Below are 16,793 nucleotides of genomic sequence, written 5' to 3'. Positions count from 1 at the left end.
TTTAAATTTCCAACAAAATTACTCAAAAGTCCACAAAAAAAAAATACCTCCAATCAAATTGGAGGTATTCATTATTTAGAAAAATTAATTATTTTTTCTTTTTAGCAGCAGCTTTTTTCTTAGCTGGAGCTTTTTTAGTAGCTTTTTTAGCTTTAGTAGCTTTTTTAGCTGGAGCTACAACATCAGATTTCTGATATTTGTTCCACTCACTGTCATCACCAATGTATCTAACAGTTACTTTTCTATCAGCTTGTCTTTCAGCGTCAGAAGCAGATTCTGCAACTTTAGCATTTTGCTCTCCAATACCAACTGATTTTAATGCGTTGGTATCTACACCTCTTGCATCTAAAGCAGCAACTACAGAAGCAGCTCTTTCTTTAGATAACTTCAAGTTGTAAGCATCACTTCCTTTTTTGTCAGTTTCACCAACTAATAGGAATCTACCTCCGTCTTTCTTAATGATTTCAGCAGCAGTATCTAAAGCTCCTTTAGATTCAGGCTTGATAGTAGCTTTGTTGAAATCGAAGTATACGCTCTTAAGGTTTTTCTCAACGTCAGTAGCTGTTACTTCTTTTGGTTTAGGACATCCGTTGTATTCTGGAAGACCTGGAACAGTAGGACAAGCATCATCTTTATCTAAGATACCATCACCGTCTGTATCTGGCCAAGGACAACCGTTGTTTTCAGCAGGACCTGCTACTGTAGGACAAGCGTCATCTTTGTCGATTACACCATCACCGTCAGTATCTGGCCAAGGGCATCCGTTGTTTTCAACTGGACCAGCCACTTCTGGACATTGATCGTCTTTATCTGGAACTCCGTCACCGTCAGTATCAGGACATCCTTGGAATTCTGGTAAACCTGGAGTATCTGGACAAAGGTCATCTTTATCTAGGATACCATCCTTATCTCTGTCTCTGTTTCCGAATCTGAATAAGATGGAAGCAGAAGCTTGCCAGAAGTTAGCCACTGTAGAGTGGTCACCTGGAGTTGATACATAATCTCCCTGAATACCAAGACCGAAGTTCTTAGTTACCCAGAAGTTAGCACCAGCACCTGTAGCTACAGTAAAGTGATTTGCTTTACCGTTTTCGTTACCATCCTTACCGTTAACAACCGGCTCGATTGGGTTACCGTTATCATCAACAGATGTTCTAGGGAAAGTAAGAGCTGTATAGTCATGTCTTAAGTAGTTAGCACCAACTCTTAAATATGGATCAAACCAAGATTCTTCGTTCCATAAAAGACCTGCAGCGTGAGCCTGGAAACCAAGACCTGTCATTAGGAAAAATTCTTTCCCCATGTTGAATCTTTTGTTTTCAACATTTCCAACAGAAGTTTGCCAGTCAATTACTAAACCTTTACCAACGTTTCTAGCAACTGTTAACTTAGATAGTGGAGGTGTAATAGAAAAGTTGTTCACATTGAACATACTTTTTGTCAAATTGTTAGCAGAGAACGTATTACTGAAGTTACTTCTTGCTGCTACATGGTTTTCAGCATGAGCACCAACTCCGATTAACCACGGATTGTTGGTAGTCTGTGCGAAAACAGTAGAGGCAACAGTAAGCGCCAATGCTGAAATTCCTAATTTTAGATTTTTCATAGAATTAAATGATTAAATAATTGATAATGCAAAATAAATATAATTTTTCTTTATATACAAAGTTTTTCAAATGATTTTTAACTTTTCTTTAATATTCTGTCGAGGTTCCGTTTATTTTCTCTATCTTTTATCGCCTCTCTTTTATCGAAAAGTTTTTTCCCTCTACCAAGCGCTATCAGCACCTTTGCTTTCCCTCGGTCGGTGATATATAATTTTAAAGGTATTATGGTGTTCCCGGCATCCTTTAACTTTTTTTCAAGTTTTTGTAATTCTTTTTTGTGCAAGAGCAATTTCCGTTCCCTTTTTGTTTTGTGGTTGTAAAAAGTTCCCAATTTGTACTCATCAATCATCATGTTGATGATGTACAATTCCCCATCAATAAACTGACAGAACGATTCTGTGATAGATGCTTTGGATGAACGTAAAGATTTTATTTCGGTACCCGTTAAAACCATTCCGGCTTCATATTCTTCAAGAATTTCATATTCAAAACGGGCTCTTTTGTTTAATATGTTAACTGTTTTCTCAATCTTCATCATTTTAAAATTTCGTTAATGAAATATATAAAAAATACCGTACATTTAAAAACTTGACTATTATATTATTACAAAATACCCAAATTCTTTTCGTATTTTTGCGCCAAATTTACAAAACTATATGTTAACAGTATCTAACTTATCTTTACAATTCGGGAAAAGAGTTCTTTTTGACGAGGTAAATATTATGTTTACCAAAGGAAACTGCTACGGAATCATCGGAGCAAACGGTGCGGGAAAGTCTACATTCCTGAAAATACTAACAGGAAAGCAGGATCCTACAACAGGGCATGTATCTCTGGAACCAGGGAAAAGAATGTCAGTTTTGGAGCAGGATCACTTTGCTTATGATCAGTTTACAGTTCTTGAAGCTGTTTTAAGAGGTAATAAGAAATTATTTGAGATAAAAGAGGAAATGGATGCGTTATACGCAAAAGAAGATTTCTCTGACGAAGACGGTATTAAAGCCGGTGAACTAGGTGTAATTTATGACGAAATGGGTGGCTGGACTGCAGAATCTGATGCACAGACCATGCTTTCAAACGTAGGTATTTCTGATGATATGCACTGGCAGCTGATGAGCGAACTTGAGAACAAAGACAAAGTAAAAGTTCTTTTGGCTCAGGCACTTTTCGGAAACCCTGATGTTTTGATTCTGGATGAGCCTACCAATGACCTTGATATCGACACGATCTCATGGTTGGAAGACTTCCTTGCGGATTATGAAAACACGGTAATTGTTGTATCTCACGACCGTCACTTCCTCGATACGGTTTGTACACACATCGGTGACCTTGATTATTCTAAACTTAACCTTTATACAGGTAACTATTCTTTCTGGTACCAGGCGTCTCAATTGGCAACAAGACAAAGAGCTCAGGCCAACAAAAAAGCTGAAGAGAAGAAAAAAGAACTTCAGGACTTCATTGCTCGATTCAGTTCTAACGTTGCTAAGGCCAAACAAGCGACTGCAAGAAAGAAAATGATCGACAAATTAAATATTGACGATATCAAGCCTTCTTCAAGAAGATATCCTGCTATTATTTTCGAAATGGAAAGAGAAGCCGGAGATCAGATTTTAGATGTAAAAGGTCTTGAAAAAACCAAAGACGGGGAATTATTATTCTCAAATATTGATTTAAATCTTAAAAAGGGGGACAAAGTAGCAGTACTTTCTAAAAACTCTTTAGCCATCACAGAATTCTTCGAGATTCTTGCTGGAAATGTAGAAGCTGATAAAGGAACAGTCGCATGGGGAGTAACAACAAACCAGTCTCACATGCCTTTAGACAACACCAACTTCTTCCAGGAAGACTTAAGCTTAGTTGACTGGTTGAGACAGTTTACAAAAAATGATGAAGAGCGCCATGAAGAATTCGTAAGAGGATTCCTTGGAAGAATGCTATTCTCAGGAGATGAAGCTTTGAAATCCTGTAAAGTACTTTCAGGAGGTGAAAAAATGAGATGTATGTTCAGTAGAATGATGCTTCAAAAAGCGAACGTTCTTTTATTGGACGAACCTACCAATCACCTGGATCTTGAGAGTATCACAACTTTGAACAACTCTTTATCCAACTTTAAAGGAAACCTTTTACTGGCATCTCATGACCACGAAATGCTTTCAACAGTCTGTAACAGAATCATCGAATTGACTCCTACCGGAATCATCGACAGAGAAATGACTTATGACGAGTACCTTGCTGATAAAAAAGTAAAAGAATTAAGAGAGAAAATGTATTCTTAATCTTTCAAGAATATCAGATAAAAATCAAAGGCTGTCTTTCAGGACAGCCTTTTTTATAATCATATCTGTTTTACAAGCAACGGATGGTACCGCCATCAACCCTAAGTACAGAACCACTGATATAATCAGCAAAAGGACTACAAAGATAGGCCACAGCTCCTGCAATTTCTTCAGGTTCACCAAATCTGCCCGTATCATTAGGAATGAGCTCCTGTACAGCTTTGTATTTAATTTCCTTCGGATCAGTTCCCCAATTAAACTTCGGTGCAGCATTTTTTAGCCATTCTTCAACCATTGGATTCATGATTGCTCCCGGTGAAACTACATTAGAGGTAATTCCCGTATCTTTAACTGATCTTGCAAGAGAAACAGACAAATTGTGTCGGGCCGCCAAAGTAGCATTATAATGAGGCTGCTCTTTAATAGGCTGTATACCAAGTCCTCCACCAATATGTATTACCCTTCCCCATCCTAATTTTTTCATCTGAGGAACAATGCGTTGAATCATCCGGACATACGAAACTACATTAGTATTGTAAATGTCCAGCCAATCCTCAGCACTAGCTTCACCCCATGATTTGTGAGAAGTAGTGCCTGCATTATTAATGAGGATATCAATCTTCCCGGAATTCAAAGCCGCAGATGCAACCTGATCTGCACCATCATCCGTTGAAAGGTCACCTACAGCAATTTCAGCAGTGCCTCCTTTCTCCAATATAGAATGCATAACTTTTTCTGCGCGATCTTTGTCTCTGCCATGAATAATCACAGAAGCCCCTTCGTCTGCCAGTAATTTTGCAATAGCCTCACCTAAACCTGAGCTTGAGCCGGTAACGAGAGCCGTTTTTCCTTTTAATTGTAAATCCATTTTGAACTAGTTTTAATTTATTTAATTTTTTGCTCGGAGTTTATTCAAAAAATATTTTTACTTTATCCTGTATTCCTGATAAAGCAAAATTACATAGCCCATCACGATTTCGTTTTGTTGGAAAGCTCAAAATCGCTTTGTTGAAAGGCCCATTCATATTGGAACTATTGAAAGAAAATAAGGAAAATGGAGATCCTGATCCACCTTAGATCATATTGCATGCTTATAAGACAGTAATAAAAATTACAATTTTTGCAATCAAAAGGTAAGAAAAAATAAAACTGCCTTAAAAGCCTATTCTAAGATTACCGTGATGTTTGAAATGGTCAAACAACAGCTCAGAAAATTTTGACTTTTAAAACAGTTGTATTATTTTAAATAGTTAATTAAAACCTACTTTGTTAATTTGGATGCAGGCAAAGAAACGGTTCCCGGATCTTTCCACAAGCCGTCTTTTTCAGCTCTTTTTTTAATCGCTTCCGCTCTTTTATTGCTATCGGGGTGAGAATTGAACATCTTTTCAAAGTTAGTCTGTGTGCTTCCCTGTGAAAGTAAGGCTAACTTTTTAAAAGCAGTATACGCTCCTACCACATCATATTTATTGGCCTTCATGAAATCATAGGAATAAGTATCTGCCTCAGATTCCTGCTTTTTGCTGTGCGAAGCATCTAAAAATGCATTTGCCATCTTCCCTACCTGACTATCATTTAGCGCAGCTACATCTGACGAAGCTGAGGAAGCGGCGTCTAATGCAGCCGCCTTCAGATAAGCCGATTTCATAGCATCTTTAGTATCCTGATTCTTTACGTGCCCGATCTCATGTCCGATTACGGCAAGCAGTTCATTATCAGTCATAATATCCATTAAGGAAGAGAATACACGTACACTTCCGTCTGCACAGGCAAACGCGTTGATATCTTTTACTTTATAAACTTTATAATTAAGGTTCAGACCATCCTGAGATTTGTGTTTTCCAAACAGCCTGTTCAGTCTCACAGTGTAAGGATCTTTCGGTCCTGCTACAGGATTATTTTTATCCATCCACTCTACTGATTCTTTGGATAATTTAATCGCATCTTCGTTGGTAAATGTTAAGGCTTTTGCACCATTTGAAACCATTCCGGCTGCTTTGCCAAGATTAATTTTCTGTGCGTTGATCGAACATGCTGTTCCCAGTAACAGGAAGCATAGAGTAATTTTTTTCATAGTCATTTAAAAATTTGGAGCACGAAGATAGTCTTTTTTTAACAATTATTAAGTCAAAACTTCGTTTCAGTTCTTCCCTGAATGCTATTTTTTTTCCTTATTTTTGTGAAATGAGTCAAAAATGGATTTACAAGCCTGAACCCGATGAGGAAGTTGTGGACAGACTAAGTTCGTCACTTGGTTTTGGTACTTTTGAATCTAAAATCCTCGTTCTTAGGGGAATTGACAATTATCAAAAGGCCAGAGAATTCTTCAAACCGAACCTTAACGATATCCACAACCCTTTTTTAATGGCAGATATGCAAAAAGCTGTAGAGCGTATTGCCACCGCCATTGAAAACGGTGAAAAAATATTGGTATATGGTGATTATGATGTGGACGGAACCACAGCGGTTGCTTTAATGTACCTGTATCTCAGCAAAATTGTTGAGAAAAAATATTTAGATTATTATATCCCGGACAGAAATTCTGAAGGATATGGAATTTCCACGGAAGGAATTGATTTCGCCAAAGAAAATGGTTTCTCATTAATCATTGCTCTGGACTGTGGAATCAAGGCACTTGATATGATCAACTATGCCAGCAATCTGGGTATAGATTTTATTATCTGCGATCATCACCTGCCGGGTGAAGAGATTCCAAATGCTGCAGCTGTTCTTGATCCTAAAAGAAGTGACTGCCGTTATCCTTTCAAAGAACTTTCCGGATGCGGTGTTGGCTTTAAGCTTTGCCAGGGACTGAATACGATTTATAAATTACCGGAAGCAGAATTATTTGAACTTACAGATCTTCTCGCCATTTCCATTGCAGCAGATATTGTTTCGATGACGGGAGAAAACAGGGTCTTGGCTAAAATGGGATTAAAAACCCTGAGGAAAACCAGAAATCTTGGTTTAAGGTTATTGATTCCTGAGGATAAACTTTCTCATTTCGAAATTTCCAATATCGTTTTTGAAATAGCTCCCAAAATTAATGCTGCCGGAAGAATTTCTCATGGTAAAGCAGCTGTAGAGCTTATGGTTTCTGACAATCTGAAACATGCCAACCAGATTGTGAATGATATCATGAACCTCAACGATGAAAGGCGTGAACTGGATATGAATTCCACCCTTTCCGCTCTGAATCAGATTATAGAATCCCAGCAGGAAACCAAGCATACTACTATCGTTTATCATCCTGAATGGAATAAAGGAGTGATTGGTATTGTAGCCTCAAGACTTATTGAAACCTATTATAAACCCACACTTGTTTTTACCGATGGCAATAACGGAGAAATGGTAGCTTCCGCAAGGTCTGTTTCTGATTTCGATGTACATGAAGCTCTTGATATGTGTTCTGAGTATTTCCTTAAATTCGGAGGCCATCATGCTGCCGCCGGACTTTCGATGGAAAAAGATAAGTTTGATGCCTTCAAGGAAAAATTTGAAAGAATTGTTTCTGAAAAAATCCAGGAGCACCAAAAGGAACCTTCTATTACGATTGATACGGAAATAAGAATTGACGAAATCAACCGAGAGTTCATCAATTTCCACAGAAAACTGGCGCCATTCGGGCCTCATAATATGAAGCCTATTTTTACATTAACCAATCAGAAGCTTTCCGGATATGTAAAAACCATGGGAAAAGATAATAATCACCTGAAGTTTTATATCAAGCAGGAATCTACGGGACGAAATATTGAATGTGTCGGATTCAAACTCGGACAGTTTGCTGAAGATTTTAAAAATAAAAATTTTGATCTTGCTTTTACCCTGGAAGAGAATCACTGGAAAGGCAATGTCACTCATTATCTTAATATCAAGGATGTAAAATTCAGGGATTAGGATTTAGCAATAAGGGAATAGGAGAATCATATGGGAAATTATAAGGAATTAATTGTATGGCAAAAGTCTGTAGATCTCGTTACAGAAATCTATACCGCGACGACAGCCTTCCCAAAAGAGGAACTTTACGGACTTACAAACCAGATCCGAAGATCATCAATTTCAATTCCATCTAATATTGCTGAAGGCCATTCCAGAAGGTCTACCAATGACTACCTCCAGTTTTTAAAAATTGCAAGAGGTAGTTGTGCTGAACTAGAAACCCAATTGATTATTTCAAAAAACTTACATTATTTGAATCCTGAAGAGTTTCAAATTTTAATTAAAAAAACATCTGAAATATCAAAAATGCTGAATGCAATAATTACAAAGCTTCACACCCCTAAAACCTAATTCCTGCTACCTAGTTCCTTATAACAATGAAAAAAATCGGTTTATTTTTCGGATCATTTAATCCTATTCATATCGGGCATCTTATTCTGGCCAATTATATTCTGGAAAATTCTGATATGGATGAACTTTGGTTTGTGGTAAGCCCGCAAAACCCGTTTAAGGACAAAAAGTCTTTACTGAATGATCATAACAGGCTTGATATGGTACAACTGGCAGTAAAGAATTACCCCAATATGAGAGCTTCCAATGTGGAGTTTTCTCTTCCGAAACCAAGTTATACTATTGATACCTTAACATATCTGCATGAGAAATACCCTGATTATTCTTTCAGTCTGATCATGGGAGAGGATAATCTGAAAAGCCTTAACAAATGGAAAAACTCTGATATCCTGATCAAAAATCATCATATTATTGTTTACCCAAGAGTATTTGAAGGCGAGAAAAAAGATACGGAATATTTACAGCATGAAAATATCTCTCTGGTAAAAGCACCCATAATAGAGCTTTCAGCTACGGAAATCCGTAATATGATAAAGGATGGTAAAAATGTAAGACCTATGCTGCCACCAGAAGTTTTTGAGTATTTGGATGGTAGTAGTTTTTATCAATAAGCAATGAAGCTATATTTATTTTTATTCTCTGTTTTTTTGCAAAGTTGTTTATATGCCCAGGAATCAACAACTTTAAAAAGTGACTCTCTTAAAGAATTACAGAAAATTGCTATTGCTGAAAGAAAAAGCTATAATAAAAAGCATTGCAGCGAAGATTCAATCAGGGCTGTAAAAAGTTCGGAAATTCAAAACAAATATTTCATCAATATAGCAGCTCCCGATGGTGATAAGTTTTTACCCGGAGAAGAGCTCAAAACAATTTTAAAAAAGCATAATATCATTTGGGGCGGAGAATGGATGGGCAGTGATATAGGTTGGTATTATGATGAATGTTATTACTCGGTAATGACTGAATTGACTGAAAAAAAATTTGGTAAAGATTTTATGGATGGTCTCGTTAAAGAATCTGTAGCCCTATATGTAAAAAAACATCCTGGTAAAATCTTTGATAACGATGAACATTGTGAGTGGACCTATAAAGGTAAGTATCTCAGCTATACAGATGACAATGATCAGTTAAATAAAGACTTCTTCAATAATTTTATTTATCCGGAAGGCTATGAAAATTACAATCCGTCTTTTCAAAAATACCGTTCAAGCACGGTGGTTACACTCATTTTAGATCAAAATGGAAAGGTTTTGAAGGATCAATTTAGTCATGATATTTATAATGATCACAATTTGAAATACATTCCATATTTTGAAAAAGAGATCAAAAAGTTTATAAAATACACTAAATTTGAGCCTGTAAAATACAGAGGGTATCCCGTAAAAAGCAAAACATCCTTTTTTATCTATTATAAATAATTATTCATGGACTTCATCGAAAAAATATTCTCAAAATATTCTCAGGAAAAAATCATCAGATGGTTTAAGCAGATTTGTCTTGCGGAGGCCATTTCATGTCTTTTGTTGTATGGTGTTGCGATGATCTGGATACGATACGATGAAAATTTATATTCTATCATCTTCATCAGTGTTATTGGTAGTTTACATGGTTTATTTTTTACCCTTTACCTTTTACTCTGCCTTCCTGCCAGAAAAATTTATAATTGGGATGATGAAGATTTTGTTTTTGCCTTATTATCTGCATTCTTCCCCTTTGCAACGGTTTGGGTAGATAAAAAGCTGGCCCGATTCGACAGAGAATAAACAATATTATAAAAGGACCTTTTCGGTCCTTTTTTATTTTACGGATATTACAGCCCCGCTTCACAGATACCTTTGTGTGAAGCATAATTCCTGGACCACGGGGATAAATTCCAGGTATTAATTATCCATTTTTTTTTAAAAATCCTTCATAATTTCTTTCATCGATGTAACATTTAGCATCATTTATTTGTCTTATTATACAGAAAGGTTAAGCAATCAATATTTTAAACTAAATTTTTATCAACTGACAATCAATTAATTGCGATGATTTAAAAATATTTTTAAGTACTTTGTATTGCATAATACTAAATTTATTATATATCTTTGTAATGTTAAATAACAAACCATACAAGCTATTAATTAAAAAAGAATAATCATGAAGACTCAAATTCTTATTGCAGCACTATTTTTCGGTGGACTTATCACTGCCCAGCAGAAAAAAGACAGTTTGAAAGTAAATGCTATTGATGCAGTGACTCTCAAGAAGCAGGTTTTCAAAAAACAAGGTGACCGTTTGGTATACGATGTAGCTTCTTCATCTATTGCTAAAGGAACCAACACCTTTACTCTTTTGAAACAAACACCGATGATTTCCAGCATTGACGGAAAGACGCTGAAGATTTTGGGAAAAAATGATGCAATCATTTACATCAACAACAAAAAAACCAATATGGATTCCGAGGCGTTGATTGAAATGCTGAAGTCTACTCCTTCAGAGGATATCCAGAAAATTGAAGTGATTACAGTTCCCGGCAGTGAATTCCAGGTTGAATCCAAAGAAGGGGTGATCAATATTGTGATGAAAAAAAGCAAAAACAACGGCTACAACGGAACGCTGAAAATGCAGAACGAGCAGGCTTATTACAATAATCCTAATGCAGGAGCTTCTTTTAATTTCAGACAAGGTAAATGGTCTGGTAATTCCAATTTCAGAACGGGAAGCTGGACAGACAGACAAAGATATACGCTGTCCAACGGAGATCCTACTTTCAAAAATGAATCCTTTGGCTTCAATGATGATCCTAACAAAAATTTTGGAGGCGGTTTCAATGTTGATTATGAGATTAATAAAAAACACAGTCTGGGATTCTCCTACAACATGAGATACAATAAAAGTTTCAACTCTGTACTGGATATTACCAACTGGCAAAACGGAGTCTTAAACAACAGAACAGTAAATAACGAGGATGCACAGACCAGAAATCATTCTTTCAATTTAAATTATGAGATGAAAACAGATTCTCTTGGAAGTAAACTTACATCAAACGTTTCTTACCTGTGGTTCAACAGAGATAAAGTAAGTTTCAATGAGAGTTTTCCTTTAACGAATGATACAATCAATAAATATTCTGCATTGCATCAGGCGGTACCCCAAATTATCAACAACTATGCAGCCAATATTGATTATCTGAAAAAGACAGCAAAGGGTGCAACATGGTTAATGGGAATCAGCTACAATCACACCAATACAGATAACGATACCAAACAGGATAAACTAATAAAAGGAGAATTTATCATCGATCCCAACCAAACCAATCACTTCATTTATAAAGAAAATATTCTTGGAATTTACCTGAACTATGAAAGAAAACTTACTGAAAAAATTTCCGGAAAGATTGGTGCCCGCTACGAAATGACCAGAAGTACCGGAGATATTGTGGATAAAACAGGTTTTGAAAGAAATTACAACAACCTTCTGCCTTATCTGAATTTAAATTACGCCATCAATTCCGATCATAATCTGAGCTATACTTTCTCCAGCAGAATCAGAAGACCGAGATTCTGGGAACTGAATCCTTCAAGAACTTATTTTACTCCAACCAATTATACACAGAACAATCCATTTATACTGGCTTCCAAATATTATAATCAGGAGTTAAATTATATGTACAAAAATGCATTCTATGCCAATCTTAGTTTTAATATGGTGGAAGATGCAGCAGCTTCAGACCTGATTCCATTGCAGGGAACGGTAACAGCTCCTAAAAAAGATGCTGAGGGGAAAATCATCAAGGATATCAAAGGAAATCCAATTATGGAAACTACCAGATTCCTGAGATACATCAGAACCAATTATGGTAAAAACAGAGAGATTGCTCTTACTCTTGGAATGAACAAATCCTGGTTCAAAGACATCTGGACAACCAATTATTCTGTCAATCTGGGATATGTTACCTACAAAGGCGGAGTATTTGAAGATCCTACTTCCATGCCGGTTCCGGGAGAAACTGAAGTAGTGGATCCTTATATCATTGATGTTAAAAACTATAATATGTCTGCAACCATCAATAATGTGATCAGACTGTCTTCTAAAAAAGACTGGTTCCTGGGAGTGAATTACTTCTTTGCCAGCCAGACTGCCATGGAAGGAGGGATGATCCGGGCAAGACAAAGCTTCGATTTCAGTCTGAAAAAAATTGCAGGAGACTGGACTATTGTAGCGGAAGTGAGTGACTTATTTAATCAAAGTTTCTACAGCATTAGAGGGGTACAGCCCGATGGGAAATTTAACAATATCACCAACTTCAATTATCCAAGGCTTATGAGCATCGGGGTTACTTATAATTTCGGAAATCAGAAACTGAAAAAAGCAAGGGAAATGAAATCGGCTAATGATGCTGTAAAATCAAGAACCTAATCTATAATCACTTATTTCACTAAATCCACTCTTAAATAAAAACAACATGAAACGTATAATTTTGTCAATGGCTATTGTATTCGGTACCTGTGCATTTGCACAAGAGAAGAAATCTGATACGGCAAAAACAAAAAACATAGAAGGTGTTACCATCACAAAGCAGGTTTTCAAAAAGCAAAGTGACCGTTTTGTATACGATGTGGCAGCATCACCAGTTGCCAAAGGAAACACCACTTTTGACCTTTTAAAACAAACTCCTTTGTTATCTTCTACAGATGATAAAACATTAAAAATAGCAGGAAAAAACAATGCACTGGTCTATATCAACGGAAGAAAAAGCAATATGGATTCTGAATCACTGGCTCAGTTTCTGAAAAATACTCCGGCTGAAAATATCCAGAAAATAGAAGTGATTACTGTTCCCGGCAGCGAGTACCAGGTAGAATCTTCTGATGGAATCATCAATATCGTTTTAAAGAAAAAAATGAGTGACGGTCTCAATGGAAACATGAGAATGTCTAACACAACCAATAAGTATAACGGAAGTCAGGCAAGTTTCTCAGCCAATTACAGAAAAGATAAACTGGGAGTAAGTGCCAGTCTTAGCGGTGGTGAAAATATCGAAGCACAAACCTATACCCTGAGAAACGGAACCTCAACAACTTCCAACGAATCTACCGGAGATATTGACGATCCGAATAAAAACATAGGAGGTTATCTGAATATTGATTACCAGCTGAACGACAAAAGCAACCTTGCCTTATCATGGAATACATGGGCCAATAAAAGTTATAATTCAACGGTAGACTTATTCAATACCATAAAAAAAACGAATACGGAATATACGTGGTCTAAAAACAGAGAGAATACACGATCTTATAACAATTCTGTAAATTTAAACTATGAATTAAAAACGGATTCTCTGGGTAGCAAACTGAATGTAAATGCAGCCTACCTGAACTACAGAAGGTTCCAGTTTACGGATAACCAAACCTTTACCTCAGATATCAACCGAAATGTAGGAGCAAGAACAAAACAAGTTATTCAGGACCTTCCTCAGATCATTAATAATTTCTCCGGAATGGTGGATTATAATCAAAAGTTTAAAAATGATCTTACCGTTTCCGTCGGTGGAAATTATAACAAGACTAAAACAGATAATGATTCTAAAAACATTACTTATTCATTTAATCCCGTAACAGCTCCGGATTCAAGACCCAACCATTTTATCTATGATGAAAACATCTACGGAATGTATCTTACCGTTGAGAAAAAAATTTCCGACAAACTTTCAGGAAAAGTAGGTGCCAGATACGAGATCACCAACAGTCTTGGTACGTCTGACAACGCTCCCACAGAAGCCCTTAGAAGAATTGAGAGAAATTACAAAAACCTTCTTCCCTACCTCAGCCTGAATTATGCGATTAATGATAAAAACAATATTTCCTATTCCTTCTCAAGCAGAATGAGAAGACCAAGTTTCTGGGAACTTAATCCGGTAAAAAATATTCTGACCGATGATAATTACACTCAGAATGATCCGTTTGTAAAGGCCTCTTCCAACTACAATCAGGAACTGACCTATATGTACAGAAATTCGTATTTCCTGATTTTAAACCATTCTTACATTCAGGACGTCATTACACAGGTTCCGCTTCAGGGATATCCGGTATCGCCTGATGGTAAAATTGGTGATAATCCTGCATTACGATATATCAGAACCAACTTTGGAAATAAGCAGGAAATGTCGGCCATGGTAGGTATCCAGAAGTCGTTTTTCAAACAGTACTGGACAACCAACTTCAATATCGGAGTGCAGCATAATATTAACAATGGAAGTCTTGCTACTGATCCTACAACCGGAGACCGCTTCAAAGATCAAAAAGGGCCTAATGGAAACTTTATTACCTACACCAATAAAACCAATTCTACCAGTCTTCTGATCCAGACCAATAATACCATCCGTCTTGATAAAAAGAAAACATGGTTCTTCGGACTTAATTATTTCTTTGTTGACAAACAGCAGATTGAGCTTGGTTCATTGAAAAACTTAATGAGTCTGGATCTCAGTCTTAAAAAAATGTGGAACGACTGGACTTTTGCAGTGAATGTAAATGATGTACTGAATACCAATATTGTTAAAATTGAAGACTTTCAGGAGAACGGAAATTATAATTATATCCACCAAAACCGCTATAACAGAAGTTTAATCGTAAGCCTTACCTACAATTTCGGAAACCAGAAAGTGAAAAAGGTGAGAGACATCGAAGGGGCATCAGATGCCATCAAAAGCAGAACAAGATAGAGAATTATCTTTCTTCATATTTAATTATTCTTACGGTATCCGCTGATTCTTTTCAGCGGATTTTTTATATAAATTTTGAAAAAAATAACACGTCCTGAATCCTCAAAACGTGTTATTTTTTATTTTTAAATTGATTTATTCAGATTTTGCAACGGCTGTTCTTTCAGAAACACCATTCGCGTTGAAAGCTTCAATCTGGAAATAGTAAGCATCCGTTCTGTCTGCTCCGGTAAAGAAATACTCATTCTTTCCGTACACCATGATGCTTCCGTATAATTTATCGGGAGACTTTCCAAAATAGATTACATAGCCGTCGGCATCAGGGTTCTGCTGCCATTTCATCCAGATACTTCTTCTTTCACCATACTTCTTTGGATCAGCTCTCAGAGGAACAAACCCTTCCACTTTAGCTGGCTGTTTTCCTGCTCCTTTTCCAAATACTCTGAAGCCGCTTAATGCAAATTTTCCTGTTGGCATTTTAAGGTTTTCCATTTTAAGGAAACGGGCTTTTGCAGGCTGTTCAAGTTCTACATAGTCGTGCGGAACATCTTTCATGTTTTTGCTTTTATCCACAATCACATTCCATTTTTTCCCGTCATTGGAGCCATAGATTTTATATTGATGCATTTTCCCCAACGTTTTTCCCATAAATTCTGCATCCTGATCCGCATAATTGATCTGAATGGCATTAATCGTAGAAACTTCACCCAGATCCGTCTGGAACCATTCCCCGGAATTTCCTGTTTTAGCACTCCAATACGTTTTGATGTCTTCATCTACCGCATAGTTGGGCTGATATCCACCCAAAGTAGATGAAACCTGCACCGGTTTATTATAGTTCAACAGCATCCATCCGGCAAAAAGACCTTTTGTAAAATCTCTTCCTTGTGCATATTGGGGAAGATAAGTCGGATAATCGCCATAAGCCGTGTTACAGTACATCACATCATCTTTATCAAATCCTGCCGGCCAGATTCCCAGTCTTCTTTCAAAATTATTTTTAGTTGAAATAAAGATGGTCGAAACATGCCACCAGTTTTTGTAATTGTCTTCAAATGTCGCTCCGTGCCCTGCACCTCTTGCAAAACCGCCCGGTTTATAAGAGAACGGATTATGCTGCTGATATTCGAAGCCTTCCAGAGGATTTTTGCTTACATACACTCCATCGGAATAGCCGCTGAATTCTGTTGCCGGAGCACCATACTGCATATAATACTTCCCGTTATGCTTCGTCATCCACGCTCCTTCTACAAAAGGCTGCAGAAAAACATTATCATTATATTCCCCAAATCTTTCCCAACCGTGGTCTTCAGGTTTTAGCTTAATAATTGGTTTTACGAAACCTTCGGACTGAAGGTTTTTTACTTTCACTTCTGTTCCCAGCAATGGCCATTCATTGCTTGAACCCCAGTACAGATATAATTTATTCTTATCCTCATCATAATGGAATGCAGGATCCCACGCTCCTACTTTTAAAGTATCCACTGCAATTTTCCAGTCGTCTTTGGTAGGATTAGTACTTTTCCAGATCGGGAAATCCTGTTCCCAGGTAGAGCCATACACATACAAAGTATCTTTCATTGCCCAGACTGCCGGGGCATTAAGATCATGGATGTATTTGTTATCTCTGAGGAATTTCCTTTTTACAAACTTCCAATCCAGCATATCATCACTGTACCAGTATCCTTCCTGATTGGTAGAAAAAAGGAAAAGTTTATTTTTAAAATTGACAATTACCGGATCTGCTGTAGCGCGGTGCTTTCCCTGCTTGGAAAAGGCTTCAAAAGGGGTATATCCGTAGTCGATATTGATAGGATTACAGAAAGTTTTCTGCTGGGCTCCAACAATAATTCCAATAAAAATTGTTAATGATAAAAAATATTGTCTCATTTTCAGATTTTAAACGTTCCG

The 16,793-nt window shown here is 36.8% G+C and carries 13 protein-coding genes; 8 read left to right on the top strand and 5 right to left on the bottom strand.

Translation table 11 applies throughout. The features are described from left to right. Positions 1–88 precede the first annotated feature (88 nt). On the bottom strand, positions 89–1,606 hold the full coding sequence (locus V0410_RS18090) for an OmpA family protein (protein ID WP_330745133.1): 1,518 nt from the start codon (positions 1,604–1,606) through the stop codon (positions 89–91). A gap of 77 nt (positions 1,607–1,683) precedes the next feature. Then, positions 1,684–2,142, bottom strand: a complete 459-nt coding sequence (gene smpB / locus V0410_RS18085) for an SsrA-binding protein SmpB (RefSeq protein ID WP_047427948.1) — start codon at positions 2,140–2,142, stop codon at positions 1,684–1,686. 121 nt (positions 2,143–2,263) lie between these two features. Between smpB and V0410_RS18080 the strand changes: the two genes are divergently transcribed. After that, the gene (locus V0410_RS18080) at positions 2,264–3,886 is read left to right on the top strand and encodes an ABC-F family ATP-binding cassette domain-containing protein (RefSeq protein WP_330745132.1); all 1,623 of its coding nucleotides are present in this window, start codon (positions 2,264–2,266) and stop codon (positions 3,884–3,886) included. 70 nt (positions 3,887–3,956) lie between these two features. Here V0410_RS18080 and V0410_RS18075 read toward each other — a convergent pair whose 3' ends face one another. Together V0410_RS18075 and V0410_RS18070 are read right to left on the bottom strand one after the other, a co-directional pair. Then, positions 3,957–4,754, bottom strand: a complete 798-nt coding sequence (locus V0410_RS18075; RefSeq protein WP_330745131.1) for an SDR family NAD(P)-dependent oxidoreductase — start codon at positions 4,752–4,754, stop codon at positions 3,957–3,959. Between the two features lie 393 nt (positions 4,755–5,147). Beyond that, complete coding sequence (locus tag V0410_RS18070; protein ID WP_330745130.1) at positions 5,148–5,960, bottom strand: M48 family metallopeptidase; 813 nt, start codon at positions 5,958–5,960, stop codon at positions 5,148–5,150. 110 nt (positions 5,961–6,070) lie between these two features. Between V0410_RS18070 and recJ the strand changes: the two genes are divergently transcribed. The 7 genes from recJ to V0410_RS18035 all read left to right on the top strand — a co-directional run bounded on the left by recJ (position 6,071) and on the right by V0410_RS18035 (position 14,882). Next, the gene (gene recJ / locus V0410_RS18065) at positions 6,071–7,783 is read left to right on the top strand and encodes a single-stranded-DNA-specific exonuclease RecJ (protein WP_227940877.1); all 1,713 of its coding nucleotides are present in this window, start codon (positions 6,071–6,073) and stop codon (positions 7,781–7,783) included. A gap of 30 nt (positions 7,784–7,813) precedes the next feature. Continuing rightward, the gene (locus tag V0410_RS18060) at positions 7,814–8,176 is read left to right on the top strand and encodes a four helix bundle protein (RefSeq protein ID WP_330745129.1); all 363 of its coding nucleotides are present in this window, start codon (positions 7,814–7,816) and stop codon (positions 8,174–8,176) included. Positions 8,177–8,202: 26 nt separating this feature from the next. Then, positions 8,203–8,787, top strand: coding sequence for a nicotinate (nicotinamide) nucleotide adenylyltransferase (gene nadD / locus V0410_RS18055; protein ID WP_330745128.1), 585 nt, complete (start codon positions 8,203–8,205; stop codon positions 8,785–8,787). 3 nt (positions 8,788–8,790) lie between these two features. Beyond that, complete coding sequence (locus V0410_RS18050) at positions 8,791–9,594, top strand: hypothetical protein (RefSeq protein ID WP_330745127.1); 804 nt, start codon at positions 8,791–8,793, stop codon at positions 9,592–9,594. Positions 9,595–9,600: 6 nt separating this feature from the next. Continuing rightward, a complete protein-coding gene (locus V0410_RS18045) occupies positions 9,601–9,939 on the top strand; it encodes a DUF3817 domain-containing protein (protein ID WP_062673669.1) in 339 nt (112 codons plus the stop codon). A 376-nt stretch (positions 9,940–10,315) separates the two neighbouring features. After that, the gene (locus V0410_RS18040; RefSeq protein ID WP_330745126.1) at positions 10,316–12,577 is read left to right on the top strand and encodes an outer membrane beta-barrel family protein; all 2,262 of its coding nucleotides are present in this window, start codon (positions 10,316–10,318) and stop codon (positions 12,575–12,577) included. Positions 12,578–12,623: 46 nt separating this feature from the next. Further along, positions 12,624–14,882, top strand: a complete 2,259-nt coding sequence (locus V0410_RS18035; RefSeq protein WP_330745125.1) for a TonB-dependent receptor domain-containing protein — start codon at positions 12,624–12,626, stop codon at positions 14,880–14,882. A 135-nt stretch (positions 14,883–15,017) separates the two neighbouring features. Here the strand turns inward: V0410_RS18035 and V0410_RS18030 are convergent, their stop codons facing one another. Then, a complete protein-coding gene (locus tag V0410_RS18030; protein WP_330745124.1) occupies positions 15,018–16,772 on the bottom strand; it encodes a discoidin domain-containing protein in 1,755 nt (584 codons plus the stop codon). Between the last annotated feature and the right edge of the window lie 21 nt (positions 16,773–16,793).

Origin of the sequence: Chryseobacterium sp. CP-77 (genome assembly GCF_036362765.1) — a bacterium.
GTDB lineage: Bacteria > Bacteroidota > Bacteroidia > Flavobacteriales > Weeksellaceae > Chryseobacterium > Chryseobacterium cupriresistens.
This window is presented reverse-complemented; position numbering and strand designations above follow the sequence as displayed.